Origin of the sequence: Salmonella sp. SAL-020 (assembly GCF_017372215.1) — a bacterium.
In the GTDB taxonomy this organism is placed as follows: Bacteria; Pseudomonadota; Gammaproteobacteria; order Enterobacterales; family Enterobacteriaceae; genus Salmonella; species Salmonella enterica.
Map to the genome: position 1 here is coordinate 1901148 of NZ_CP071690.1, position 26037 is coordinate 1927184.

The 26037-nt window shown below is 49.1% G+C and carries 26 protein-coding genes, 1 tRNA gene, 1 other RNA gene and 4 pseudogenes; 17 read left to right on the forward strand and 15 right to left on the reverse strand.

From position 1 onward, the window contains the following. Nucleotides 1-510 precede the first annotated feature (510 nt). Nucleotides 511-756 (forward strand): annotated as a pseudogene (locus tag J1G48_RS23560) (hypothetical protein); the annotation flags it as partial. Nucleotides 757-1234: 478 nt separating this feature from the next. Next, the gene (locus J1G48_RS09085; RefSeq protein ID WP_001176778.1) at nt 1235-2053 is read left to right on the forward strand and encodes a hypothetical protein; all 819 of its coding nucleotides are present in this window, start codon (nt 1235-1237) and stop codon (nt 2051-2053) included. Nucleotides 2054-2313: 260 nt separating this feature from the next. On the opposite strand, the pseudogene J1G48_RS09090 reads toward J1G48_RS09085, so the two are convergent. Continuing rightward, nucleotides 2314-2448, reverse strand: a pseudogene (locus J1G48_RS09090) (transposase); the annotation flags it as partial. A 66-nt stretch (nt 2449-2514) separates the two neighbouring features. Between J1G48_RS09090 and J1G48_RS09095 the strand changes: the two are divergent. Beyond that, nucleotides 2515-3537, forward strand: a complete 1023-nt coding sequence (locus J1G48_RS09095) for an IS110-like element ISSaen1 family transposase (RefSeq protein ID WP_001028172.1) — start codon at nt 2515-2517, stop codon at nt 3535-3537. 205 nt (nt 3538-3742) lie between these two features. Here the strand turns inward: J1G48_RS09095 and J1G48_RS09100 are convergent. From J1G48_RS09100 to J1G48_RS09110, 4 genes and pseudogenes are all read right to left on the reverse strand, one after another. Next, nucleotides 3743-3859, reverse strand: a pseudogene (locus tag J1G48_RS09100) (transposase); the annotation flags it as partial. Nucleotides 3860-3941: 82 nt separating this feature from the next. Beyond that, nucleotides 3942-4040: pseudogene (locus tag J1G48_RS23300) on the reverse strand (integrase); the annotation flags it as partial. A 507-nt stretch (nt 4041-4547) separates the two neighbouring features. After that, a non-coding RNA gene (locus J1G48_RS09105) (RtT sRNA) lies at nt 4548-4683 on the reverse strand. Nucleotides 4684-4731: 48 nt separating this feature from the next. Beyond that, nucleotides 4732-4819, reverse strand: a tRNA-Ser gene (locus tag J1G48_RS09110). 235 nt (nt 4820-5054) lie between these two features. Here J1G48_RS09110 and ghrA point away from each other — a divergent pair. The 4 genes from ghrA (at nt 5055) to J1G48_RS09130 (ending at nt 7976) form a co-directional block, all read left to right on the forward strand. Further along, nucleotides 5055-5993: a glyoxylate/hydroxypyruvate reductase GhrA gene (gene ghrA / locus J1G48_RS09115; protein WP_000402561.1), complete on the forward strand. Its 939-nt coding sequence runs from the start codon at nt 5055-5057 to the stop codon at nt 5991-5993. A gap of 84 nt (nt 5994-6077) precedes the next feature. After that, a complete protein-coding gene (locus tag J1G48_RS09120; protein ID WP_000283643.1) occupies nt 6078-6815 on the forward strand; it encodes a phosphatase in 738 nt (245 codons plus the stop codon). Nucleotides 6816-6838: 23 nt separating this feature from the next. After that, nucleotides 6839-7393 carry a molecular chaperone gene (locus tag J1G48_RS09125; protein ID WP_001001883.1) on the forward strand — a complete coding sequence of 185 codons (555 nt, stop codon included), beginning with the start codon at nt 6839-6841 and terminating at the stop codon, nt 7391-7393. Nucleotides 7394-7493: 100 nt separating this feature from the next. Then, nucleotides 7494-7976: a DUF1097 domain-containing protein gene (locus J1G48_RS09130; RefSeq protein WP_001675581.1), complete on the forward strand. Its 483-nt coding sequence runs from the start codon at nt 7494-7496 to the stop codon at nt 7974-7976. Nucleotides 7977-8014: 38 nt separating this feature from the next. Here J1G48_RS09130 and csgG read toward each other — a convergent pair whose 3' ends face one another. The 4 genes from csgG to csgD are packed head-to-tail and all read right to left on the reverse strand — an operon-like array spanning nt 8015 to nt 10368. Beyond that, nucleotides 8015-8848 (reverse strand): curli production assembly/transport protein CsgG, encoded by an 834-nt coding sequence (gene csgG / locus J1G48_RS09135; protein ID WP_001137620.1) that lies wholly within the window; start codon nt 8846-8848, stop codon nt 8015-8017. A gap of 26 nt (nt 8849-8874) precedes the next feature. Next, entirely contained in the window at nt 8875-9291 is a 417-nt protein-coding gene (csgF, locus tag J1G48_RS09140) for a curli production assembly/transport protein CsgF (RefSeq protein ID WP_001264073.1), read from the reverse strand. A gap of 26 nt (nt 9292-9317) precedes the next feature. Further along, nucleotides 9318-9713 (reverse strand): curli production assembly/transport protein CsgE, encoded by a 396-nt coding sequence (gene csgE / locus J1G48_RS09145; RefSeq protein WP_000833307.1) that lies wholly within the window; start codon nt 9711-9713, stop codon nt 9318-9320. A 4-nt stretch (nt 9714-9717) separates the two neighbouring features. Further along, nucleotides 9718-10368, reverse strand: coding sequence for a biofilm master transcriptional regulator CsgD (gene csgD / locus J1G48_RS09150; RefSeq protein ID WP_000481517.1), 651 nt, complete (start codon nt 10366-10368; stop codon nt 9718-9720). A gap of 754 nt (nt 10369-11122) precedes the next feature. On the opposite strand from csgD, the gene csgB reads away from it, so the two are divergent. From csgB to J1G48_RS09180, 6 genes are all read left to right on the forward strand, one after another. Continuing rightward, a complete protein-coding gene (csgB, locus tag J1G48_RS09155) occupies nt 11123-11578 on the forward strand; it encodes a curli minor subunit CsgB (protein ID WP_000791655.1) in 456 nt (151 codons plus the stop codon). A 41-nt stretch (nt 11579-11619) separates the two neighbouring features. Further along, entirely contained in the window at nt 11620-12075 is a 456-nt protein-coding gene (gene csgA, locus J1G48_RS09160; protein WP_000771416.1) for a curli major subunit CsgA, read from the forward strand. Between the two features lie 61 nt (nt 12076-12136). Further along, on the forward strand, nt 12137-12463 hold the full coding sequence (gene csgC / locus J1G48_RS09165; RefSeq protein ID WP_000557256.1) for a curli assembly chaperone CsgC: 327 nt from the start codon (nt 12137-12139) through the stop codon (nt 12461-12463). Nucleotides 12464-12593: 130 nt separating this feature from the next. Continuing rightward, nucleotides 12594-12914: a type 1 fimbrial protein gene (locus J1G48_RS09170; protein WP_000111257.1), complete on the forward strand. Its 321-nt coding sequence runs from the start codon at nt 12594-12596 to the stop codon at nt 12912-12914. Between the two features lie 86 nt (nt 12915-13000). Then, complete coding sequence (ymdB, locus tag J1G48_RS09175; RefSeq protein WP_000203944.1) at nt 13001-13540, forward strand: O-acetyl-ADP-ribose deacetylase; 540 nt, start codon at nt 13001-13003, stop codon at nt 13538-13540. Beyond that, nucleotides 13476-14963 (forward strand): phospholipase D family protein, encoded by a 1488-nt coding sequence (locus J1G48_RS09180; protein WP_000976323.1) that lies wholly within the window; start codon nt 13476-13478, stop codon nt 14961-14963. Before ymdB ends, J1G48_RS09180 begins: the two co-directional genes overlap by 65 nt. 16 nt (nt 14964-14979) lie before the next feature. Here J1G48_RS09180 and mdoC read toward each other — a convergent pair whose 3' ends face one another. Continuing rightward, nucleotides 14980-16134, reverse strand: coding sequence for a glucans biosynthesis protein MdoC (gene mdoC / locus J1G48_RS09185; protein WP_000100071.1), 1155 nt, complete (start codon nt 16132-16134; stop codon nt 14980-14982). Nucleotides 16135-16405: 271 nt separating this feature from the next. Between mdoC and mdoG the strand changes: the two genes are divergently transcribed. From mdoG to J1G48_RS09200, 3 genes are all read left to right on the forward strand, one after another. Further along, entirely contained in the window at nt 16406-17941 is a 1536-nt protein-coding gene (mdoG, locus tag J1G48_RS09190; protein WP_001562609.1) for a glucans biosynthesis protein MdoG, read from the forward strand. Next, on the forward strand, nt 17934-20477 hold the full coding sequence (gene mdoH, locus J1G48_RS09195; protein ID WP_001044610.1) for a glucans biosynthesis glucosyltransferase MdoH: 2544 nt from the start codon (nt 17934-17936) through the stop codon (nt 20475-20477). The genes mdoG and mdoH overlap by 8 nt, the downstream gene beginning before the upstream one ends. A gap of 73 nt (nt 20478-20550) precedes the next feature. Continuing rightward, nucleotides 20551-20778, forward strand: coding sequence for a YceK/YidQ family lipoprotein (locus tag J1G48_RS09200; protein ID WP_001217832.1), 228 nt, complete (start codon nt 20551-20553; stop codon nt 20776-20778). Here J1G48_RS09200 and J1G48_RS09205 read toward each other — a convergent pair whose 3' ends face one another. The 3 genes from J1G48_RS09205 to J1G48_RS09215 all read right to left on the reverse strand — a co-directional run bounded on the left by J1G48_RS09205 (nt 20779) and on the right by J1G48_RS09215 (nt 23524). After that, the gene (locus J1G48_RS09205) at nt 20779-21153 is read right to left on the reverse strand and encodes a MysB family protein (protein ID WP_000180050.1); all 375 of its coding nucleotides are present in this window, start codon (nt 21151-21153) and stop codon (nt 20779-20781) included. Between the two features lie 81 nt (nt 21154-21234). Further along, on the reverse strand, nt 21235-22449 hold the full coding sequence (gene mdtG / locus J1G48_RS09210) for a multidrug efflux MFS transporter MdtG (RefSeq protein WP_000075046.1): 1215 nt from the start codon (nt 22447-22449) through the stop codon (nt 21235-21237). Between the two features lie 154 nt (nt 22450-22603). Next, nucleotides 22604-23524: a Kdo(2)-lipid IV(A) acyltransferase gene (locus tag J1G48_RS09215; protein ID WP_000163977.1), complete on the reverse strand. Its 921-nt coding sequence runs from the start codon at nt 23522-23524 to the stop codon at nt 22604-22606. Nucleotides 23525-23743: 219 nt separating this feature from the next. Between J1G48_RS09215 and J1G48_RS09220 the strand changes: the two genes are divergently transcribed. Next, on the forward strand, nt 23744-24796 hold the full coding sequence (locus J1G48_RS09220) for a rhodanese-related sulfurtransferase (protein ID WP_001144637.1): 1053 nt from the start codon (nt 23744-23746) through the stop codon (nt 24794-24796). 51 nt (nt 24797-24847) lie between these two features. On the opposite strand, the gene J1G48_RS09225 is transcribed toward J1G48_RS09220, so the two are convergent. Both J1G48_RS09225 and J1G48_RS09230 read right to left on the reverse strand, forming a co-directional pair. After that, entirely contained in the window at nt 24848-25423 is a 576-nt protein-coding gene (locus J1G48_RS09225; RefSeq protein ID WP_000739886.1) for a YceI family protein, read from the reverse strand. After that, nucleotides 25420-25992 carry a cytochrome b gene (locus tag J1G48_RS09230; RefSeq protein ID WP_001159784.1) on the reverse strand — a complete coding sequence of 191 codons (573 nt, stop codon included), beginning with the start codon at nt 25990-25992 and terminating at the stop codon, nt 25420-25422. Before J1G48_RS09230 ends, J1G48_RS09225 begins: the two co-directional genes overlap by 4 nt. Between the last annotated feature and the right edge of the window lie 45 nt (nt 25993-26037).

Here is a 26037-nt window from a genome sequence, read left to right on the forward strand (position 1 = left end):
GGAAGTCAATAAAGGAGATGGTTTTGTTTAAAAAATAGTCTATCATGGTGAGAAAATGATTTTGATAAGTAGGCTAACTTTCTGAAAATACTGCGTACAAAAATGCTACTTTTTTCTCATGTTATTAGATAAGTTAATGTTAAATAAGAATATTGGGACGGTCTCGAAAACCGGAGTAGGGGCAACTCTACCGGGGGTTCAAATCCCCCTCTCTCCGCCAATCATTCAACAAAATCAATCACTGACAAAGCGTTTTTGATTTCGTCATACATAAATCCCTGCATTAAAATTTCTTTCACTCGCTCGATTTTTCTTACTACTGATGCTGTTTTTTACCATTTTGCTGCGCGTCGGGCATCCACTTTTATCTTCTTTAGCTCACAAGCTCACACTCTTTTGCAACGCCCATCTCACATCTCTGGTGACAAAACAGTTTAACTGCCGTTGCTTCACACGGATCCTGTGAGGGTATCTTAAAGGAAATGGATTGCTGGAGGATGGAGGAAAAGAGGCGAAATCTTTTTCAGTGGTGATACCGCCTCCCCTGGACATGAGCTTGCCAGAACCTACGCGGTAAATCCTACGACACGAAGCCACGCGCAATTTTATGCGAAAACGCTGGCAATAGCCTTGCTGACTGATGCAAGCTATCTAAAATCGCTTGAAGATGACATCATGCAAAACAATCGCTTAAAAGACTCACCTGTTGATAAGCATGTTGAGGACGAAAAGAAGAAGAAAAATGCAGCCAGGTAAAAAGGGTTACGTTCGCCGTAAGCGAACGTGATCGCATCCAGCCTTAACGAACCTTTTTCCGTTCATCTCCCTTCATGTTTTCAAAAAACTCTTTTATGAATGCCCCTAAAACGTCATACGCGAATTCGCTATTATTGTTCCCGTCGCGACAACATAGGGATTACGTAAAAAAACAGAGGGCAGACATTGAAAATATTGGAAATAACGTAAAACGATTTGTCCGTGTTTTTATCTGTCATTTAAACTTACAGAAATGGCTGTACTGCTATCAGTATAAAGATAATTTCAGTTGTCCAGATAAATCATTTTTAAAACTATTTGTATTAACAGGGTTTATTCATTTATTGAATGGATGCGTGCTCGTTTGGTCTTGTCATCTTGACGCTTTGAGATCACATATTCTATTCTATCATAGACAGCAGGGAAAATTAGCTGCTGGGATCGATTTTTGATTAATAAAATATTGGATGGAACCACGATGCAATTACCAGAACAGGATGAGTTTTCTGATTTTTTTGCTGCCAATGATGATGAACAAGCCTCTTTAAGGCGTAAGTTTTTTTTGGAGAAACATAAAGAACCGTGTCTGTCTGAGTCTGCATTAGAGGACTACCAGGCGCTGTTTATGAGTATCTACGGAATTAATATTGACTGGAAAGAGGGGACTTTTAGCCTGCTTGAGGCACTTTCAGATAATCAGGGAGGGAAGCCTGTCACGGTCAAATTCGATTATGACAGTGAGATTGAAACAGCAACGATAAATTTGGTTGATACGCAGTATGTGTTTCATCACTACCCAATGGGAAGTGATGGTTTTGATACAGAACTGGTGCGCATTGAGCATATATTGGCTAATAGTGGATATAGTTTGCGGGTATATCAGAACAGCACTTTTAGTGATACATTATCGTTCTTACTCATTCCGTCAGATGAGTGGAAACGTGTTGAACAGCATTATAGCCCAGAGCATATTTCTGAATACTTCGTTCCGTATGGAAAACAACTTGTTATTCCTGAGGTTACTGCTCCAGTCGTAAATTATGTGCCATCCGTTAAACAAGAAGCATCAAATGTCCCAGCGTTGTTTAATGCTCGGGGTATCCGTATTTGTTTTTTAAGTATAATGCTAATCGCATTTGCAATTTATATTTTGTGGAATATCCTGACAAAAATAGAGCCTTTATCATCAGGCCAACCTGCTGGCTGTGAAAATCTACAAAATTTATACTCAAAATTACGTCCAGAAGTAGCCGAGCCATTAAAAGAAAAAATGCGTAAGAGTTTGGGCTGTAAATGATAAATTTTCAGTTTAAGAAAATTACACTAATGGATAGGTAATAGAGATATATTTAATTTGATATTGTGTTATCGAAATAGTAATAACAGATAATATACATATTCTTGCGGTGGTGGATGAAGCGATTTTTATCTTATTTGTACAGGAAAAGAAAAAGAGTTTTTTTAGCTACCATGACTCTTATTAATTTTGTTGCCGCAAATCAAAAATACTACGCTTTTAATTTGTTGTCAGTGTTTATCATGGTGTTCTGGTCAGTTCAGTACCTCCTGCAGCATCTCCTTGTCCAGACTCAGGTCAGCCACCAGCTTCTTCAGCCGCTGATTCTCATCCTCCAGTTGCCGCAGACGCCGCAGTTCCGTCACGCCCGGCCCGGCAAATTTTTTCTTCCAGTTAATGGGATGGACTACTTCCTCCCGCTGCGGTTAACTGTACGAAATGTGCTCACCAGGAGAATCACCATGAATATCGTATTTCTGGGTATTGATCTGGCTAAAAATGTTTTTCAGCTCTGCGGGTTAAACCAGGCCGGCAAACCGGTTTATACGAAACGCACTGGCCGAAAAGAATTGCTCCAGACGCTGGCAAATATTCCTGCATGTCTGATTGGGATCGAAGCGTCCACCGGGGCATTTTACTGGCAGCGTGAGTTTGAGAAACTGGGGCACAAAGTAAAGGTCATCAGTCCTCAGTATGTAAGACCCTTTGTCCGCGGGCAAAAAAATGATGGTAATGATGCACAGGCCATCGCAGTGGCTCTGATGCAACCGACAATGCAGTTCGTGCCGCCAAAAAGCCCCGAACAGCAGGATATCCAGGCTTTACACCGGGCAAGGCAGCGTATTGTCAATCACCGCACTGCTACAGTCTGTCAAATAAGGGGGCTGTTACTTGACCGGGGGATCCCCATTGGCAGTGCTGTCTCCAGAGCTCGCCGTGCTATTCCTCTTATCCTTGAAGATGCAGAAAACGGTCTAAGTTCCCGTATGCGCAGAACAATTGCCGAACTCTATGATCTCTTTAACGATCTCGGGCGTCGGATCCATTTTTTTGATAAGGAAATTGAAACAGTATTCAGGCAATCAGAAGCCTGTCCGCGTATCGCCAAAGTTAAAGGCATTGGTCCTAAAACGGCCACGGCCGTTGTTGCTGCTATTGGCAAAGGAACTGAATTTAAGAATGGTCGCCACTTTGCTGCATGGCTGGGTCTGGTTCCACGCCAGCATTCGAGTGGCGACAGGCAGGTGCTGATGAATATGACGAAAAAAGGCGACAAGCATCTGCGGACACTTTTTATTCATGGTGCCCGCGCTGTCGTCAGGGTTGCCACGAATAACAATGATGGTCATATGAATCAGTGGGTTAACCAGTTAAAGGAACGGCGCGGATTTAATAAAACGACCGTGGCGGTCGCTAACAAAAACGCGAGAATAATCTGGTCGATGCTGAGAAATGATACCGGGTATCAGGTAGTGTGTAATTAATCCCTTGCCAGCAAAAGTTGCAGCGTACTGAGAAATGATGACAGGTTGCACCTGCACAATCGGAACCTGATTTTTATACTGGCCTCAGAGGCCGTCCAGTTGTTGAGGCTACCCATTTGGGCACAGATTTTCCTGATGCCGGATAGATGTAAGCAACAAGCCAAAACCAGATTCAGTACTTGCAAAACGGAGGTAGTCCATAGATGTAAAATGTGGCCTCAGAAATTCCCATCTTTCTGCAGACTTCCCCGACGCGGGTGCCGGTTTCAGCCTGTTTCAGGGCAAATGCAATCTGTTCTTCGGTATAACGGGTCTTTTTCATGACAATGCGGCTCTCTGTGAGATGGAAGAAAGACTGGAAACTTCAGTTTAGACTGATACTGTTTACAGGGGGAAGGTCAAGCGCGAGGGGCAGGGGATACTTGATTGTTATCTTTCAAACGCGGTAAGCCTTCTAATAAAGCAACAGCAGCATCAGGCAGAGGAACTCGGTGCTTTTTACTACCGAGAGATACTTATGCAAACTTTTCTAAAGCGTTTCAGGTAGGGGAATGGGGCTGTTTTTTCACAATCTACAGCAACTTTCCCATAGCAGCCAAAGGTCCAAAAATAAACCTTTCATCAGGAAAATCACAGCAAAAACAAGAGGTTAAGATGCAAAAAAAGTCCGTTTACACGAGCTTCTTTATGCAGTATTTTATGCAGGACAAAACCAATATTACGTTGTAATCGATTGATTTTGTATCAAATATGGCGGTGAGGGGGGGATTGACTCGCTGCGCTCGCCCTTCGGGCAGTCTCCTCGCAAGCTCGTCGTCTGTCCAACTGGCTGCGACGCTACTCAGCCCATCCCTGGGCCTCGCCCCTTCGGGGCCAGAGCAAGCTCTGTTCAAAAATGCTCCCGGCGTTTTTGTGTCGAACCCCGGTCGGTGGTTCTCATCCCCCCTTGGTTTGGGGGATACATAATAAGCAAAAAGCCCGTACTTCTGTACAGGCTCTCAACTTAAATATGGCTGTGAGGGGGGGATTGACTCGCTGCGCTCGCCCTTCGGGCAGTCTCCTCGCAAGCTCGTCGTCTGTCCAACTGGCTGCGCCAGTTGTCGAACCCCGGTCGGTGGTTCTCATCCCCCCTTGGTTTGGGGGATACATATAAGCAAAAAGCCCGTACTTCTGTACAGGCTCTCAACTTAGATATGGCGGTGAGGGGGGGATTCGAACCCCCGATACGTTGCCGTATACACACTTTCCAGGCGTGCTCCTTCAGCCACTCGGACACCTCACCAAATTGTCGCTCCAGCATTACTGGAACGGGCGCTAATGTAGGGAAATATCTTTTCTACGTCAATCAACTTTTTTAAAAAAAAGCGCGTTTATACAAACTTCCACCAATCTGTGGTTTTAATAAGCGAAAACTGCTTTTTTTGCCCGCGCCGGGAAATTTGCTATGCTGCACATCCCGTTGAAAACGCTGATAACAGGCGCAATCACATTCCGCACAATACTGCTCAGGAGATAACATGGAGATAATTTTTTATCACCCGACATTTAACACCGCCTGGTGGGTAAATGCGCTGGAGAAGGCTCTCCCACATGCGCGCGTTCGTGAATGGAAGGTCGGTGATAACAACCCCGCAGACTATGCGCTTGTATGGCAGCCCCCGGTTGAAATGCTGGCCGGAAGACGCTTAAAAGCCGTCTTTGCGCTGGGCGCGGGGGTGGATGCAATTCTGAGTAAATTAAATGCGCATCCGGAAATGCTGGACGCCTCCATTCCTCTATTCCGTCTGGAAGATACCGGAATGGGCCTGCAAATGCAGGAATATGCCGTAAGTCAGGTATTACACTGGTTCCGTCGTTTCGATGATTATCAGGCGCTGAAAAATCAGGCGCTATGGAAACCGTTGCCGGAATATACCCGCGAAGAGTTTAGCGTCGGTATCATGGGCGCAGGGGTACTGGGCGCAAAAGTGGCAGAAAGTCTACAGGCGTGGGGGTTCCCGTTACGTTGCTGGAGTCGTAGCCGCAAATCCTGGCCTGGCGTGGAAAGTTATGTTGGGCGTGAAGAGCTGCACGCTTTCCTGAACCAGACGCGGGTGCTGATTAATCTGCTGCCGAATACGGCCCAAACGGTAGGAATTATTAATAGCGAATTGTTGGATCAATTGCCGGATGGCGCTTACGTGTTGAATCTCGCGCGCGGCGTGCATGTTCAGGAGGCGGATCTGCTGGCTGCGCTTGATAGCGGTAAGCTAAAAGGCGCGATGTTGGATGTCTTTAGCCAGGAACCGTTACCGCAGGAAAGTCCATTATGGCGCCATCCGCGAGTCGCCATGACGCCGCACATTGCGGCAGTCACCCGTCCAGCGGAAGCCATCGATTATATTAGCCGCACCATTACCCAGCTGGAGAAGGGAGAGCCGGTGACGGGGCAGGTGGATCGGGCGAGAGGATATTGACATCAACCCGGCGCGGGCCGGGTTTCGCTAAAAAACGCTGGCGATACCTGCTATCCTTGTCGGAAATGACTACAGGAGAGAGCAATGTATCCCGTTGACCTGCATATGCATACCGTCGCCAGCACTCATGCCTACAGTACTCTGAGCGATTATATCGCGGAAGCCAAACGCAAAGGCATTAAACTTTTTGCGATTACCGATCATGGTCCGGACATGGAAGATGCGCCGCATCACTGGCATTTTATTAACATGCGCATCTGGCCGCGTCTGGTTGACGGCGTGGGGATACTGCGTGGCATTGAGGCGAATATCAAGAACATTAACGGTGAAATTGATTGTTCCGGAAAGATGTTCGACTCGCTGGATCTGATTATCGCAGGCTTCCATGAGCCCGTTTTTGCGCCACATGATAAAGAAACCAATACCCAGGCGATGATCGCGACCATCGCCAGCGGCAAGGTGCATATAATTAGTCACCCCGGAAATCCAAAGTATCCAGTGGAGGTTAAAGCCATCGCGCAGGCGGCGGCGAAACACCATGTAGCGCTGGAAATCAACAACTCTTCTTTTCTGCATTCGCGTAAAGGAAGCGAAGATAATTGCCGCGCGGTCGCTGCCGCCGTACGCGATGCGGGAGGCTGGGTAGCGTTAGGCTCTGATTCCCATACGGCCTTTACGCTTGGCGATTTCACCGAATGCCGGAAAATTCTGGATGCGGTGAATTTTCCGGAAGATCGAATCCTGAACGTCTCTCCGCAGCGCTTACTGGCCTTTCTCGAATCACGCGGTATGGCGCCTGTACCGGAATTTGCCGAACTTTAATCGTTATTTACGGGAAGATATCAATGAATGAGTTTTCAATCCTGTGCCGTGTGCTGGGATCGTTGTTTTACCGCCAACCGCAAGATCCTTTACTGGTTCCGCTGTTTACGTTAATCCGTGAAGGTAAACTGGCGGCAAACTGGCCGCTGGAGCAGGATGACATGCTGGCGCGTTTACAGAAAAGCTGCGATATCACGCAGATTTCCACTGATTACAATGCGTTATTTGTTGGGGAAGAGTGCGCGGTAGCGCCATACCGCAGTGCGTGGGTCGAAGGCGCGGAAGAGTCTGAGGTGCGCGCTTTTTTAACGTCGCGAGGGATGCCGCTGGCCGATACGCCTGCCGATCACATTGGCACTTTATTGCTCGCGGCCTCCTGGCTGGAAGATCAGTCTGCCGAAGATGAAAGTGAAGCGCTGGAAACCTTATTTGCCGATTATCTGCTTCCCTGGTGCAATACCTTCCTCGGTAAAGTTGAAGCCCATGCCGTTACGCCATTCTGGCGCACTCTGGCGCCGCTAACGCGTGATGCGATAGGGGCCATGTGGGATGAACTTCAGGAAGAAGATGAAGAATAATGTGATGTAAATCACCCTTAACTGCAACTGGTTTTACATCATTGCATAAAATGTGTGCGTGATCTCATTAATGCGCCGCTTTTCTGTTATGATGCGCGCCATGAACATACTTCTTTCTATTGCTATCACGACGGGCATCCTTTCTGGAATATGGGGATGGGTGGCCGTCTCCCTGGGGTTACTAAGCTGGGCCGGTTTTTTAGGTTGTACGGCTTATTTCGCCTGTCCGCAGGGCGGCTTTAAGGGATTGTTAATTTCCGTCTGTACGCTGTTAAGCGGTATGGTGTGGGCGCTGGTCATTATTCACGGTAGCGCGTTGGCGCCGCATCTGGAAATTGTCAGTTACGTGTTGACGGGGATCGTGGCATTCCTGATGTGTATCCAGGCAAAGCAGCTATTGCTTTCTTTTGTTCCGGGAACATTTATCGGCGCCTGCGCGACATTTGCAGGGCAGGGTGACTGGCGGTTGGTATTACCGTCGCTGGCGCTGGGGCTAATCTTTGGCTATGCCATGAAAAATAGTGGGCTATGGCTGGCATCACGCCGCGAGCAACATTCAGCGAATACGGCGGTCACAAAATAAAAAAGCGTGGGGTTCTTCCCCACGCTTTGTCGTATTCATCAGGATTCTGGCGGTACTGACAGCTCACGGTATTTCACCAGAATATCATTTTGCCTGTCCGCTTTATTCTGCAAATCCCACAGTCCGCGATCGATACCATCATTAATGAGGAAGATAACGCCGGTTTCAATGGCTGACATCAGACACAGCATCACCGGTTCGTTCGAGGTATAGCCGATTTCGCCTTCCAGTAAGCGCTGGTAATCAATAAAACGGAACACGCCTGCCTGTACTTCATAGGAAAGGATTGTTTTACTGGTGTTCACCGAAGAAAGGATCTCGCCTGTACTGACGTTAACCACGCGCAGGTTGACAGCAATCTGATCCAGCTGATACTGCGTATCGGCGCCAATACCGAAATATCTTGCGCCGACCCCGCCGGATTTGACGTTACTTTCATAACCAATAATAGAACCTTCCACCATAATATTTGCCGCCGTCAGCGACTGAAGCGGGATACGGTTATTCATCGCCACGGTGCCGTTTTCCTGGGCTGCGCGAATAATTTTCCGTTCATTCAAAAGATTCTGTAAGCCTTGTCGTTCCAGCGGGATAAACCAGCGCGAATCTTTCAGCGCAGTGACCAACATAGCGGTGGCGCTCTGCGGCACAGCCGTAGAAAAGTTACTTGCCGGGTAAGGTTTAAATTGGCCCGTTTCATCCTGAATGTTATATACCGAAACAAAGATCTTACCGGTGGGAGCAGGTAAGTGCGTCAAATCTTTGTAACTTTGTGCGCGGGGCATTAATGTCGGTTTCGCAGCTTGTTTCGGCGGGGCAGTTAAGCATCCGCTCAACAATAAAACGGCAACCAAAATAAGTAAGCGCGGCATGATTTATATCCTTTAGTGACTGTAGCTTAAAAATCGGTTGACTGAGTTTGTAAACCTGACACTTCGATGGTCGAGGTTCTTCCCGTTTTTCTGTCCGTGACGTTGAGCTGGAGCTGTCCGTCGCGATTAGCGATATCGATAATAAAATCGTTGGTCACCATACGTCCTGGTTTCCCGGTATTAATATTGGTCAACAAGCCGCCCAGAATTTGCGATTGAATAGCCTGCGTAAAGTTATCCAACGCTGAGGGGGTTTCGATACCAAAATCGTTATCATAAGCGGGGTCTTTATATGAATTTTGCGCCTGGGCGCTATTCAATAAAAAGGAACCGTTATTGGGGTTTCCACCAAAGTTAGGATTACGGAACTGGAACGTCATATTTCCAGCCCAGGTTAATGGCGAAAAAAGCATGAGCAGCACTACTGCATGTTTAACACGCATGACAGCCTCCGGATAAAAATCATGTTTTAGAATTCATCACGCGCTAAATCACTCGTACTTAATAGCGTTTGATCTATTTGTCGGCGATTTAATGCTTCCTCTGTTTGCGCTAATGCGAAGACGACGGTTTTCTCGAAGTCTCTTTTCATTGGAAATAAAAAGGTCTGGAAAATAACGTCCTGATTTACCGTTATGGTGATCCAGCTTCCCCAACGCGCACTGGGTCTTTCATTAATGGTCAGATTGCCGGTGTATTCGCTTTCCCATTTGTCGCTGAATGCACGATAGAATTCATGTCCTATCGAAGAGACGGTATGGTCGGTTAACAATCCGGGAACCTCGACTTCAACTTCATTGGCATGCAGGTTTCCGGTAGCGAACAGTAACTCTGCTGCTACAATCCAGGTCAGATAGCGTTTCATGGCCTTACCGCCTGAGATTATCGTTTGCCCATGAAACTGCCTGGGTGCGATTTTTGACAGCTATCTTTTTGAAAAGATTATAAAGATGTGTCTTAACCGTATTCTCGCTGATAAATAGCGACCTCGCGATTTCATTATTAGAGGCACCAATACGTAACTTATTGAGGATCTCTTTTTCGCGATGAGTGAGTAATGCGGACTCGGTGCTGTTGTAGCGGTAATTTCCTGAGTGCGTAATCAGGTAACTGGCTAATTTTTGTGAAAAATAGCATTCGCCACGCAGAATACCCTGTAATCCGCTGACCACGTGTTCCTGGTCTTCAGTGGCGTAAAACACGCCGTTAATATGAGGCCAGTTTTCAATTTCACGGTAGGGATAATCGTCAGGGGTATTTAACAATAATGTTTTTATATTATTGTTTTTGCGGCTTAAATTATCCTGCCAATAGTGGATAAGCTTCTTATCCGCTTCCATCATATCCATTAAAACAATGCAACCGGCTGAGATATCTTCCAGAGAACGTTGAATATTATGCAGTTTTCCGGTTATGGCCAGCGATTGCTTTAAATGTTGCAATAATGCCGTAGCTTGCAGAGATGGCTTTGTGATCAACAATAGTGTGTGACCATGACTACTATGGACTTCATTAAACATGATGAAACTCCACTTTTTTTAATCGCACATCTGACAGCTGCCCCCATAAAATAAAGGCACCAGAAGTACTGACAGATGTTGCACTGCTGTGGGTTGAAATAGCCCATTATCCAGAAAGAGAAAAATATTTACGAAAATACTTTTAACTGTTTTCAATCTAGCCATTACAAATCTTAAAGCAAGTGTTAAACTTGTAACAAGATGTAAAAATATATATTAAAATGTTGTTTTTGGGTTTTTTTGAAGTTTAGATTTGATAGTAAAGTTGTACATTTCGCTGTTATTGCATAGATTTAAAAAATCATACAAATTATAATAATTCATTGATTTTTAATCATTTTAATTATTGTGTGTCATGTTTTGATTTTATTTTTTCTTAAAATTTGAGACGAGGCATTAACCTGGACAGCACAAAGACAAAAAAAACGAAGTGTGTCACGTCTTGTGCGTATTGCCCCCCATAGGAAGCATAAGAACATCCCCATGGCGGCATAACACACACCAACACTTCATTTTTTGGGTTCGCGATACACTATCTTCTATGGCCAAAAATCAATTATAAAAAATCACATGGCTATCGTTTTATTAGCACTTTGGTATGAGCTTAAATAACAAAATACCACGCGTGGGTGAGTTATTAAAAATTTTTCCACGGACATACTCTTCATCGTAACGACGCGTTAACAAAAAACGCATGTCGCTAACAAGGTAATAGATAATTTTCGCTATGTACGACCAGGTCCAGGGTGACAGCATGAAAAACAAATTGTTATTTATGATGTTGACAATACTGGGTGCGCCTGGGATTGCAACCGCGACAAATTATGATCTGGCTCGTTCAGAATATAATTTTGCGGTAAATGAATTAAGCAAGTCTTCATTTAATCAGGCGGCCATTATTGGTCAAGTCGGCACGGATAATAGTGCCAGAGTACGCCAGGAAGGATCAAAACTATTGTCCGTTATTTCACAAGAAGGAGGAAATAATCGGGCGAAAGTCGACCAGGCAGGGAATTATAACTTTGCGTATATTGAGCAAACGGGCAATGCCAACGATGCCAGTATATCGCAAAGCGCTTACGGTAATAGTGCAGCTATTATCCAGAAAGGTTCTGGAAATAAGGCCAATATTACCCAGTACGGTACGCAGAAAACAGCAGTTGTAGTGCAGAAACAGTCGCATATGGCTATTCGCGTCACCCAACGCTAATACCGTTACGACTTTTAAATCAATCCGATGGGGGTTTTACCATGAAACTTTTAAAAGTGGCAGCATTCGCAGCAATCGTAGTTTCTGGCAGTGCTCTGGCTGGCGTCGTTCCACAATGGGGCGGCGGCGGTAATCATAACGGCGGCGGCAATAGTTCCGGCCCGGACTCAACGTTGAGCATTTATCAGTACGGTTCCGCTAACGCTGCGCTTGCTCTGCAAAGCGATGCCCGTAAATCTGAAACGACCATTACCCAGAGCGGTTATGGTAACGGCGCCGATGTAGGCCAGGGTGCGGATAATAGTACTATTGAACTGACTCAGAATGGTTTCAGAAATAATGCCACCATCGACCAGTGGAACGCTAAAAACTCCGATATTACTGTCGGCCAATACGGCGGTAATAACGCCGCGCTGGTTAATCAGACCGCATCTGATTCCAGCGTAATGGTGCGTCAGGTTGGTTTTGGCAACAACGCCACGGCTAACCAGTATTAATTTAGCGTCTGCGCTAATAAAAAAACAGGGCATAAGCCCTGTTTTTTTTCGGGAGGAAATTATGCATACTTTATTGCTCCTTGCCGCACTTTCAAATCAGATTACGTTTACCACGACTCAGCAAGGCGATATTTACACGGTGATCCCTCAGGTCACATTAAACGAACCCTGCGTCTGTCAGGTGCAAATTCTCTCTGTGCGCGACGGCGTCGGGGGACAAAGCCATACACAGCAAAAACAAACGCTATCTTTACCTGCTAATCAACCGATTGAGTTGTCTCGTCTTAGTGTAAATATATCTTCAGAGGACTCGGTTAAAATTATTGTTACTGTTTCGGACGGACAATCACTGCATTTATCACAACAATGGCCGCCTTCTGCACAGTAGTTTTTGATGGTGGCGGAAATGGATTGGCTGACCTGGGTATAAAGAGGCGATAAAAGCGTCTCATCGTCTCGGCATGTCGCTATAAGGTAACGCCGAACCCTCGAGGATGACTGATCATTGAGGAGTTAACATGTCCGTAATCAAGAAAAATATCCCTGGCATAGGCCTGTGTATCTGCGCTTTTTTTATCCATTCTGCGGTAGGGCAACAAACGGTACAGGGCGGCGTTATCCATTTTCGCGGCGCGATTGTTGAGCCACTGTGCGATATTTCTACTCATGCCGAAAATATTGATTTAACCTGCCTGCGCGAAGGTAAAAAGCAAATGCACCGGATTGACCTTCGGCAGGCATCTGGATTACCGCAGGATATTCAGTCCATTGCGACGGTGAGGCTGCATTATCTCGATGCGCAAAAAAGCCTGGCGGTGATGAATATTGAGTACCGTTAACGGCGGTGTCATAGATATAAAAAGAGCGACTCTGTTGAAAGCCCTGCTGTACACTTTGCAGATAAGGTGAGACAAAAGGGGGGGTTATGACATCACGTCTTCAGGTCATACAGGGTGATATCACTCAACTTAGCGTCGATGCGATTGTGAATGCCGCTAACGCATCATTAATGGGCGGCGGTGGCGTAGACGGCGCGATTCATCGCGCGGCGGGGCCGGCATTGCTGGACGCCTGTAAACTCATCCGTCAGCAACAGGGCGAATGTCAGACGGGACATGCGGTTATCACGCCTGCTGGCAAGCTTTCGGCAAAGGCGGTTATTCACACAGTGGGGCCCGTCTGGCGAGGCGGCGAACACCAGGAAGCTGAGCTACTCGAAGAGGCATACCGGAATTGTTTGCTGCTTGCCGAGGCGAATCACTTTCGTTCCATCGCTTTTCCGGCAATCAGTACCGGCGTTTATGGCTATCCACGCGCCCAGGCCGCTGAAGTCGCCGTCAGGACGGTTTCAGATTTTATTACCCGTTACGCTCTGCCTGAACAGGTATACTTTGTCTGTTATGATGAAGAAACTGCCCGGCTTTACGCAAGATTACTTACTCAGCAAGGCGACGACCCTGCCTGATAAAACACGCCTGGAGCGTGCCGTTGAACCGCTATGCGCGCGCCATCCCGGAGAGTGCGGCATTCTCGCGCTGGATAACAGTCTGGACGCTTTTGCCGCCCGCTACCGCCTGACCGAAATGGCGGCGCGGACGCTGGATGTGCAGTATTATATTTGGGAAGACGATATGTCCGGGCGACTGCTCTTTTCGGTACTGCTGTCGGCGGCGAAGCGCGGCGTTCATGTTCGTCTGCTGCTGGATGATAACAATACGCCTGGTCTGGATGATACGTTGCGCTTGCTGGATAGCCATCCTAATATCGAAGTTCGTCTGTTTAATCCTTTCTCTTTTCGTACGCTACGCGCGCTGGGATATTTGACGGATTTTGCGCGGCTGAATCGGCGGATGCACAATAAAAGTTACACTGCCGACGGCGTAGTGACGCTGGTCGGTGGGCGCAACATCGGCGATGCCTATTTCGGCGCTGGCGAGGAGCCGCTATTTTCCGATCTGGACGTGATGGCCATTGGCCCGGTGGTCAATGATGTCGCCAATGATTTTGAACGTTACTGGCGCTGTAGTTCAGTGTCGACATTGCAGCAAGTATTATCCCTTTCTGAGCAGGAACTGACGCAGCGTATCGAACTTCCCGAATCCTGGTATAACGATGAGATCACCCGCCGTTATCTGCATAAGCTGGAAACCAGCCAGTTTATGGCGGATCTCGATCGCGGAACGTTGCCGCTGATTTGGGCAAAAACACGCTTGCTTAGCGATGACCCTTCTAAAGGCGAGGGGAAGGCGCAGCGCCATTCGCTTCTTCCGCAGCGATTATTTGACGTGATGGGGTCGCCGACGGAGCGTATCGACATTATTTCCGCTTACTTTGTCCCTACGCGCGCAGGCGTGGCGCAGTTGCTTAATCTGGTCAGGAAAGGCGTGAAGATCGCCATCTTAACTAACTCTCTGGCGGCCAACGATGTGGCGGTCGTTCACGCAGGGTACGCGCGCTGGCGCAAGAAATTACTGCGCTATGGCGTGGAGCTCTACGAACTGAAACCGACCCGCGAACATGAAACCGCCGTACATGATCGCGGACTCACCGGGAACTCAGGTTCCAGCTTACATGCTAAAACGTTCAGTATTGATGGTAGTAAGGTGTTTATCGGGTCGCTTAATTTTGATCCCCGTTCAACGCTTTTAAATACCGAAATGGGCTTTGTCATTGAAAGTGAAACGCTGGCGACGCTTATTCATAAGCGTTTTACGCAGAGCCAACGCGATGCGGCCTGGCAACTGCGGCTGGATCGCTGGGGACGAATTAACTGGATCGATCGTCAGCAAGAAGAGGAAAAGGTGTTAAAGAAAGAACCCGCTACGCGTTTCTGGCAGCGAGTTCTGGTACGGTTGGCGGCAATTTTACCTGTGGAATGGTTGCTGTGAACCCGCGCGCGGAAAACTACCCGATCGCGGCGCGGCTTTCTTGTTTTACCGGCGGTTTACCTGAAAAGAGAAATTTCAGGAGCGGGATGCGTAAATGAATTTCATACAGAATTAACGCAATACCCATGACAAATATCAGCCCACACAAGAACCCGATCAGGTTGGAGGAGATATGCGGCGTAATATACGCGCCAAAGAAAAGCGTTAAGGGATGATGCACCAGATAGATAAACAGCGAAGCATTCACGAAATAGGTGACACGCGCGGACTGGAAGTTTAACAAGCGATGCCCCAGTGAGAATACCACGTTCACCATCCACAGCCCCATTACCATCGTAATCACGGATTCGGTTTCGTACATCCAGGCGTCGCCGCTCCCATAACGTTGATTCAGCAGATACGCGATAAAAGCAACGGCAGCGCCTAAAGTGCATCCGCGTGAGGGCGTGGTGAAGCGCGCTTTCAGATCGGGGTGAATGAAGGCCAACGCACCGAGAATAAAAAACGGCACATAAAATAGCGTTTGCATCACAATAAAATTGAACATGCCGTCACTGAGGATTGCTGGATATACGATGAAAATAATGCGCCTGATAGCGGCGTAAGCCATCCCCAGCAGGAAAAAAATAAGCGAAAGCCTGACCAGTGAAATAGCGGCGGGACGAGGCTTGCTTGTTTCCTGCCTTTTTTGGAACCAGGTAAAAATCCCGATGCTGACGGTGGTTAATATCACCAGCACCAGTAAAAACCACAGATGTGAAATGAGTTCCCACGCTAACGTATTATATTTTTCATAGGCAGAGAGTGTAGGCCAGTTCTCTGTTTTCTCTTTGACATATTGCAACAGGATAAATTGCGGCAAGGTAAGCAAAGGGATTGCGGTAAGCATGGGAATACCCACACGTTCTACCCGTACTTTCCACCAGCGTTTTAACGGATAACGTAAAAACAACATGTACGAAAAATAACCAGAAATAACAAAAAACACCTGCATACGAAAAGCGTGGATAAAATCGTTAAACAGAGTTAGCCACCACGATGGCGTGGCGCTATTGACATGCCAACTGTGAGTGGAATAGATCAACGAGATATGAAAGGGAATCCCTAACAACATCAGCCATGCGCGGATAGAGTCAAGAAAATATTCACGCGGCGCGGGTACAGAGCTCATATAAGGTCACGTATTCTCAGATTTTTCACCTTATCCATAAGGCGAATTATAGTTACATTCGGTAGCAACCCTACACCAACTCCGACAACCTGTCTCCAGGATAAGCACGCAAAGTGAAAACAGGCGCGGGAGGTGCTTAATCCATGAGCCAGCGCGCTGAACAAAGCCTGGATTCAGTTGTCGTAATGCCTGATTATCCATTAAAATGGATCGGATCGATATAAGCACACAAAGGGGGAAGTGCTTACTTATTATGAAACATAAACGACAAATGATGAAAATGCGTTGGTTGGGCGCAGCTATTATGTTAACGCTCTACGCATCATCGAGCTGGGCGTTCAGTATTGATGACGTGGCAAAACAAGCTCAATCTTTAGCCGGGAAAGGCTATGAGGCGCCTAAAAGCAACTTGCCCTCCGTTTTCCGCGACATGAAATATGCGGATTATCAGCAGATCCAGTTTAACAGCGATAAAGCCTACTGGAACAACTTAAAGACCCCTTTTAAGCTCGAATTTTACCATCAGGGGATGTACTTCGATACGCCGGTCAAGATTAACGAAGTGACGGCGACGACGGTCAAAAGAATCAAATACAGCCCGGATTACTTCAATTTTGGCAATGTTCAGCACGATAAAGACACGGTAAAAGATTTAGGCTTCGCCGGGTTCAAAGTTCTGTACCCCATCAACAGTAAAGATAAGAACGACGAAATCGTCAGTATGCTTGGCGCCAGCTATTTCCGCGTTATCGGCGCAGGCCAGGTATATGGCTTATCTGCGCGCGGCCTGGCGATTGATACCGCCTTACCATCTGGTGAAGAGTTTCCCCGCTTTCGCGAGTTCTGGATTGAGCGTCCAAAACCCACCGATAAGCGTTTGACCGTCTATGCATTACTGGATTCTCCGCGCGCGACCGGCGCTTACCGTTTTGTGATCATTCCTGGCCGCGATACCGTGGTGGACGTGCAGTCAAAAGTCTATCTGCGCGATAAAGTGGGCAAGCTGGGCGTTGCGCCATTAACCAGTATGTTCCTGTTTGGGCCAAACCAGCCGTCGCCGACGACCAACTATCGTCCGGAACTGCATGACTCGAACGGCTTATCCATTCATGCGGGTAATGGCGAGTGGATTTGGCGTCCGCTGAACAATCCAAAACACCTCGCTGTGAGCAGCTATGCAATGGAAAACCCTCAGGGATTCGGCCTGTTGCAGCGTGGTCGCGAGTTCTCGCGCTTTGAAGATTTAGACGATCGCTACGACCTGCGTCCAAGCGCCTGGATTACCCCGAAAGGCGACTGGGGCAAAGGTAAGGTTGAACTGGTTGAAATTCCGACCAATGATGAAACCAACGATAACATCGTCGCTTACTGGACTCCGGATCAACTGCCGGAACCGGGTAAAGAGATGAACTTCAAGTACACTCTGACCTTCAGCCGCGATGAAGATAAACTTCATGCGCCGGATAATGCCTGGGTGCTGCAAACACGCCGCTCAACGGGCGACGTTAAACAGTCGAATCTGATTCGCCAGCCCGACGGCACTATTGCCTTTGTGGTGGATTTCGTTGGCGCCGACATGAAAAAACTGCCGCCGGATACGCCTGTCGCTGCGCAAACCAGCATTGGCGATAACGGTGAAATCGTTGACAGTAATGTACGCTATAACCCAGTCACTAAAGGCTGGCGTTTAATGCTGCGCGTGAAAGTCAAAGACGCGAAGAAAACCACGGAAATGCGTGCCGCATTGGTGAATGCCGATCAGACGCTAAGTGAAACCTGGAGCTACCAGTTACCTGCCAATGAATAAAACAACTGAGTATATTGACGCACTGCTGCTTTCTGAACGTGAGAAAGCGGCATTGCCGAAAACTGACATCCGCGCCGTGCATCAGGCGCTGGATGCCGAGCATCGGACTTACTCGCGAGAAGACGATTCACCGCAGGGTTCCGTAAAAGCCCGCCTTGAACACGCCTGGCCGGATTCATTGGCGAAGGGGCAGTTAATTAAAGATGATGAAGGGCGCGATCAGTTGCAGGCTATGCCAAAAGCGACGCGCTCTTCGATGTTTCCCGATCCCTGGCGAACCAACCCGGTTGGCCGTTTCTGGGATCGTCTGCGTGGGCGGGATGTAACGCCGCGCTATGTTTCTCGTCTGACAAAAGAAGAGCAGGCGAGCGAGCAAAAATGGCGTACCGTCGGCACTATACGCCGCTATATTTTGTTAATTTTGACTCTGGCGCAAACCGTCGTCGCGACCTGGTATATGAAGACCATTCTGCCTTATCAGGGATGGGCGCTCATCAATCCTATGGATATGGTGGGGCAGGATATTTGGGTCTCTTTTATGCAGCTCCTGCCCTACATGCTGCAAACCGGTATCCTGATTCTGTTTGCCGTGCTGTTCTGCTGGGTGTCAGCCGGATTCTGGACGGCGCTGATGGGCTTCCTGCAACTGCTTATCGGGCGCGATAAGTACAGCATCTCCGCGTCTACGGTTGGCGATGAGCCCCTCAATCCGGAACACCGGACGGCGCTGATCATGCCTATCTGTAATGAAGACGTTAGTCGCGTTTTCGCCGGTCTGCGCGCGACCTGGGAGTCCGTTAAAGCCACAGGCAACGCCGCGCATTTCGACGTCTATATCCTTAGCGACAGTTATAACCCGGATATCTGCGTGGCGGAGCAAAAGGCGTGGATGGAGCTTATCGCGGAAGTGCAGGGCGAAGGCCAAATTTTTTACCGTCGCCGCCGCCGCCGTATGAAACGCAAAAGCGGCAATATTGACGATTTTTGCCGCCGCTGGGGCAATCAGTACAGCTATATGGTGGTGCTGGACGCGGACTCAGTGATGAGCGGCGAGTGTCTGAGCGGCTTGGTGCGCCTGATGGAAGCGAATCCAAACGCCGGGATTATCCAGTCTTCGCCGAAAGCGTCGGGGATGGATACTCTGTATGCCCGCTGCCAACAGTTCGCGACCCGCGTCTATGGGCCGCTGTTTACCGCCGGGCTGCACTTCTGGCAGTTGGGGGAGTCGCACTACTGGGGGCACAATGCCATTATCCGCGTGAAGCCGTTTATCGAGCACTGCGCTCTGGCGCCGCTGCCGGGAGAAGGTTCGTTCGCCGGATCGATTCTTTCCCACGACTTTGTGGAGGCGGCGCTAATGCGTCGGGCAGGGTGGGGCGTCTGGATTGCCTACGATCTCCCCGGCTCCTATGAAGAGCTGCCGCCAAACCTGCTGGATGAGCTTAAACGCGACCGCCGCTGGTGTCACGGCAACCTGATGAACTTTCGTCTGTTCCTGGTGAAAGGAATGCACCCGGTGCATCGCGCCGTGTTCCTGACGGGGGTAATGTCATATCTGTCCGCGCCGTTATGGTTTATGTTCCTCGCGCTTTCTACCGCGCTGCAGGTCGTTCATGCGTTAACAGAGCCGCAATATTTCCTTCAGCCGCGCCAGCTTTTTCCGGTCTGGCCGCAGTGGCGTCCGGAACTGGCAATCGCGCTGTTTGCATCAACGATGGTGCTGCTGTTCCTGCCGAAGCTGCTCAGTATTATGCTGATCTGGTGTAAAGGCACCAAAGAGTATGGCGGTTTCTGGCGCGTTACGTTGTCGCTGTTGCTGGAAGTGCTGTTCTCCGTGTTGCTGGCGCCGGTGCGTATGCTGTTTCATACCGTGTTTGTGGTCAGCGCGTTCCTCGGCTGGGAAGTGGTCTGGAACTCACCGCAACGCGACGATGATTCTACGCCGTGGGGAGAAGCCTTTATGCGTCACGGCTCTCAACTGCTGCTGGGGCTGGTCTGGGCGGTGGGTATGGCGTGGCTGGATTTACGCTTTCTGTTCTGGCTGGCGCCGATTGTCTTTTCGCTGATTCTGTCGCCATTTGTTTCGGTGATCTCCAGTCGTTCAACGGTAGGATTACGCACCAAACGCTGGAAGCTGTTCCTGATCCCGGAAGAGTATTCGCCGCCTCAGGTGTTGGTCGATACCGATAAATATCTGGAGATGAATCGCCGCCGTATTCTGGACGATGGCTTTATGCATGCGGTATTTAACCCGTCGCTTAATGCGCTGGCGACCGCGATGGCCACTGCGCGTCACCGCGCCAGTAAGGTGCTGGAAATAGCCCGCGATCGTCATGTGGAGCAGGCGCTAAACGAAACGCCGGAGAAACTGAACCGCGATCGGCGTCTGGTTTTGCTCAGCGATCCGGTGACAATGGCGCGTTTACACTATCGGGTCTGGAATGCGCCAGAGAGATACTCTTCCTGGGTAAACCATTATCAGTCTCTCGTCCTGAATCCGCAGGCGTTGCAGGGACGAACATCGTCAGCGAGATAAGGTCTTCAGGTCTGGAGTGAGGTGAAAAATACCGGCGTGATGCCGGTATTTTTATAGTGAAATGAGGTATCAGGTGCGTATATTCGCGGTGAGCATAATGGTGATTACCCTGAGCGGCTGCGGCAGTATTATCAGCAGAACGATCCCCGGACAAGGACACGGCAACCAGTATTACCCTGGCGTGCAGTGGGATATGCGTGATTCCGCATGGCGCTATATCACTATCCTCGATCTGCCCTTCTCACTGATCTTCGATACACTGCTACTGCCGCTCGATATTCACCACGGGCCTTATGAGTAATTAACGCTCATCCCATTCGTCTGCCGCAGTACGGCCTTCCTCGGTATCAAGCGGGGGTTCAAGCTGGAATTCCCCTTCATCCCATTCATGCAAAGTATTCTCTTCCTGCCATTCCTGGCGGATCTCTATCTCATCATAATCGCCGTCAAACACGCTCTGCGCGGCTTCACCACTCAGCATCGGCAGACATTCGCCATCTTCACCTTCATCGGCGAAAAATTCGACCTGCCACATGATGTCCCCATCCTGCAGTACATATTTCTGAACGTTGAACTGCTGCACATTCGCTTCATCTTGTTCGAGGCCTGGATGGTCAGCCAGAAATTCTTCCCGGGCTGCATCGATAGCTTCTTCCAGCGTGGCATACATGGTCATCAGTGTCTCCCTTTGATTTGATGAGGTATTTAGGGAAAGAATAGCTGATTCTGTAATATTGCAAGTATGAAAGCGCAAAAATTATTCTATTGCCAGTCTGCGCCGTCGTAAGCTGTTCCATGAATAGATAGCATTGAACAACACCACGCCTGCCGTGACGCAGAATACGGCGCGGAAGCCATAGCTCGCGGAAATTGCGGCACCCATGAGAGGGCCGGTGACGTTGCCGATATCGCGGAAAGATTGGTTGTAACTGAATATGCGCCCGGCTATCTGGTTGGTAGAGTTGTAAACCAGCAGAGTTTGAACGGCTGGCAGCAGCGCGCCATCCGCCGCGCCAAGCAGAAACCGCAATAGCGCGAGCTGCCACGGCGTTTGCACAAAAGACATTGGAATCAGCAGCAGTACGGAAATAATCAGCGCGACGATAAGGATCTTTTCCGGGCCAATTCTGTCGCCAAGCTTGCCGAGCCGGGGGGCGCTAAGTAATGCCGCCACGCCGGGAACGGACGCTATCATCCCGCTAATGAACGCAATATTACTGACATTTCCCGCGAGTTCGCGCACATAGAGCGTCAGGATGGGCGCAATAGACCCCGTCGCCACCTGAATAATCAGCGTGGTGACAAACAGGCTTAACACCAGGCGGGGATTTTTTAACGAGGCGACCACTTCCCGAACGTGAAGCATCTCTTTTTTGCTCACCGGCAGGAAATTCTCGTGAATGAAAAAGAAGGTGAGCAGAAAACAGATAAACAAAACGCTGGCGGTAATAAAAAAGACCGGACGAAGGCCGTAATGGTCGGCGAGCAGACCGCCCGCAAGTGGGCCAAGCAGAGCGCCGCTGACGCCGCCAGTAGAGAGCGTCCCTAACGCCCAGCCGCTTTTGTGGCGCGGCACCTGAGTGGCGATGAGCGCATTGGCGTTGGGAATAAATCCGCCCAGCAGGCCTAATAACGCGCGGAGGATCAGAAATTGCCAGATATTTTGCGCCATGCCCATTAACAGCATCACAATGGCCATGCCGAGAGCGGAACGCAACAGCATGATCTTACGCCCTTTACGATCCGCCAGACCGCCCCAAAAAGGGGAAGCGATAGCTGAAAAGAGGAACGTAATACTAAAGACCAGCCCGGACCACATGTTGAGCGCGCTATGGCCTGTTACGCCGAGTTGCTCAACGTAGAGAGGGAGAAAAGGCATGACCAGACTGAATGCTGCGCCGGTTAAAAAACAGCCCAGCCAGGTAACGGTTAGATTGCGTTTCCAGTTTATGGGGACATCAGAGGGTGACATAGCGTTCCACAGTATGATGCGCGGTTTGCGCTATCATCAATTTAATTATGAGCGTACTAATTATAATTATGCGCCGACCTTACCAGCCTCGCAATGTGGGGAGCTTTTAAAGCTAAAAGAGGGGAAAAATTGCAGCCTGACGGCTGCAATCCTGTCAATAGCGCGACGGTACGCCTTCAGGGCGAGTTTTAAAGCGGCGATGCAGCCACATATACTGCTCTGGCGCCATCATAATGCACTGCTCAACAATCTTATTCATCCATGCGGCAGTCGCTTCTGCGCTCTCCAGCGGAGGCGAATATTCCGCAGGAAGAATGATCAGTTCGTAGCCTTTCCCATCGGGTTTACGGCGAGGCACGAAGGGGATAATACAGGCTTTAGACATGCGCGCGAGCATCCAGGTACCGGAGGTCGTAGCGGCCTGGTCGACGGCGAATAACGGTACAAAGACGCTGGCGCGCGGGCCGTAATCGTGATCCGGCGCATACCAGATCAATTCGCCGCTTTTCAATGCCTTAACCATGCCTTTCAGATCTTTGCGATCCAACATCGATTTATTGGAGCGTAAGCGTCCCCAGGTCTGTAACCAGTCGAGCAACGGATTATCATTCGGGCGATAAACTCCGATCCCCGGGTTATGCATACCAAACATGCGGGCGCCAAACTCAAGGGTAAGAAAATGTATTCCTACCAGAATGAACCCCAGCCCCTGCGCCTTAACTTCACGGATATGCTCCAGACCGCTCGCTTCCATCCAGCGGTTCACTCGCCGATCGGGCCAGAACCAGGCCATGCCGGTTTCCATCACGCCCATACCGACGGATTCAAAGTTTTTGACCACCATAGTGTGGCGTTCCTGCGCGGTCATTTCCGGAAAGCATAATTCAAGGTTGCGATAGGCGATTTTTGCGCGGCGTTTCATTACGCGTCGCGCCAGGTGGCCCAATGCGCAACCCAATTTATAGATGACCGGGTAGGGGAGTTGCACGACCAACCAAAGCGCGCCTATACCCAACCAGGTTAACCAATAGCGCGGGTGCAGTAAGGCCACGGAGAATTTAGGCAACTTCGTCATTTCTATCCTGTCTTTCAACGAACAATTCCCCGTATTCTCGCATCTTTTTGCGTTGAGCAAAAATATGTAGCAGGAGAGTGGCGATTAAATCGGCAATTGTTGTTAATTATTTAGTGTAAAGCAGGAAATGTAGCGCAAAATGTGTGGATGTAAATTGGCGAGACTTGCCTTATCATGCCTGCCCACTTTATTTTTTGCTGATTGCAGGATACGTACACCATGCCAGTGTTACACAACCGCATCTCTAATGACGAGCTGAAAGCCAAAATGCTGGCGGAAAGCGAGCCGCGTACGACAATTTCTTTTTATAAATATTTCACTATCGCCTCGCCGCAGCAGACGCGGGACGCGTTGTATCAGGTGTTTACGGCGTTGGACGTTTTTGGTCGTGTTTACCTGGCGCATGAAGGCATCAATGCGCAAATCAGCGTGCCGCAAAGCAAGGTCGAGACCTTTCGTCAACAGCTTTATACGTTCGACCCCGCGCTGGACGGGCTGCGTTTAAATATCGCGCTGGAGGATGACGGAAAGTCATTTTGGGTGCTGCGTATGAAAGTTCGCGACCGTATCGTCGCTGACGGAATTGACGATCCGACTTTTGACGCCAGTAATGTCGGCGATTATCTGAAGGCGGCAGATGTGAATGCGATGCTGGACGATCCTGATGCGGTCTTTATTGATATGCGCAACCACTATGAGTATGAAGTCGGCCATTTCGAAAATGCTCTGGAAATCCCGGCGGATACGTTTCGTGAACAGTTGCCAAAAGCGGTTGAAATGCTGCGGGAACATGCAGATAAAAAGATAGTGATGTACTGTACCGGCGGTATTCGTTGTGAGAAAGCCAGCGCCTGGATGAAACACAACGGTTTCAATAAAGTCTGGCATATTGAGGGTGGCATCATTGAGTACGCCCGTCGCGCGCGCGAGCAGGGGCTTCCCGTTCGCTTTATCGGCAAAAACTTTGTATTTGATGAGCGAATGGGCGAACGAATCTCGGATGAGGTTATCGCGCATTGCCATCAGTGCGGCGCGCCCTGCGATAGCCATACCAACTGCAAAAATGACGGTTGCCATCTGCTGTTTATCCAGTGTCCGCAGTGCGCCAGTAAATTTAACGGCTGCTGTAGTGAACAATGCTGTGAAGAGTTGGCCTTGCCGGAGGAAGAACAGCGCCGACGTCGCGCGGGTCGCGAGAACGGCAATAAAATTTTTAATAAATCGCGTGGTCGGCTTAATAGCAAACTGAGCATTCCCGATCCGGCTGAGTAATATTTTGCCGGATAGCAGCGTAAAGGCCGCTATCCGGCATTTCGCCAGGCGTTACTTCTGCTGAACGCCTTCTACTGAGATGATAAGCTCAACCTCTTGTGAGGCCGGGCCGAGATCGGTAGTTATATTGAAATCCTTCAGCTTAATTTTTCCTTCGGCCTCAAAGCCCGCGCGCTTACCGCCCCACGGATCGTCGCCCTGGCCCATCAGCTTCGCTTCCAGCGTCACCGGTTTAGTCACGCCATTGAGCGTCAGATTGCCGGTAATATCCAGTTCATCGCCCTCTTTTTTCACGCTGGTAGAGGTGAAGGTTGCCTGCGGGAATTTCGCAACATTAAGAAACTCCGCGCTACGCAGGTGTTTGTCACGTTCGGCATGGTTAGTGTCGACGCTATTGGTGTTAATGGTCACGTTCACTTTGTCTGCCGACGGATTTTTTTCGTCAAAAGTGAACGTGCCGTCGAAATCTTTAAAGGTGCCGTATAGCCAGCTGTAGCCTAGATGCTGAATGCGGAAATTGACGAACGCATGTTGGCCTTCTTTATCAATTTTATACTCCGCCGCCACGGCGGAACCGGTCGTGAATAACAAGGATGCGAGGGTGAATCCCAGCAGGTTTTTTTTCATTTTTGAGCTCCATAGTCAGATGACGACATTCCTGTCATACGTTTCAGTGTGTCGTCTTTATCGATGAAATGGTGTTTTAGCGCCATAACCCCATGCGAGAGCGAGATAATGACCAGCGACCAGGCAAACCACAGATGCAGCGTTCCGGCGATGTCAGCCTGCGCGCCCGCGTCCGTAAGCGTGGCCGGAATCTCAAACCAGCCAAAGACGCTAATCGGTTTACCGTCGGCGGTGGAAATCAGGTAGCCGCTAATGATTATCGCAAAGAGCAGGAGATACAGGAGGAGATGACCTGCGGCGGCGCCAGCGCGCGTTAAGCGGGAATAGCTGGTCAACGCAACGGGAGGCGGAGAATAAAGCCGCCAGATAATACGCACGATCAGCGCCATCATCAGTAATATGCCAATACTTTTATGTATTTCCGGTGCCTGGTGATACCAGCCGTCGTAATAACTGAGCGTGACCATCCATAAACCCAACGCAAACATGCCATAGACCACCAGGGCGGTCAGCCAGTGGAGCGCGGCGGAAACCACGCCATAACGCTGTGGAGTATTTTTAAATTGCATAAACACACCAATGAATATTTCACGAGAGAATGAAAATGGCGTGGA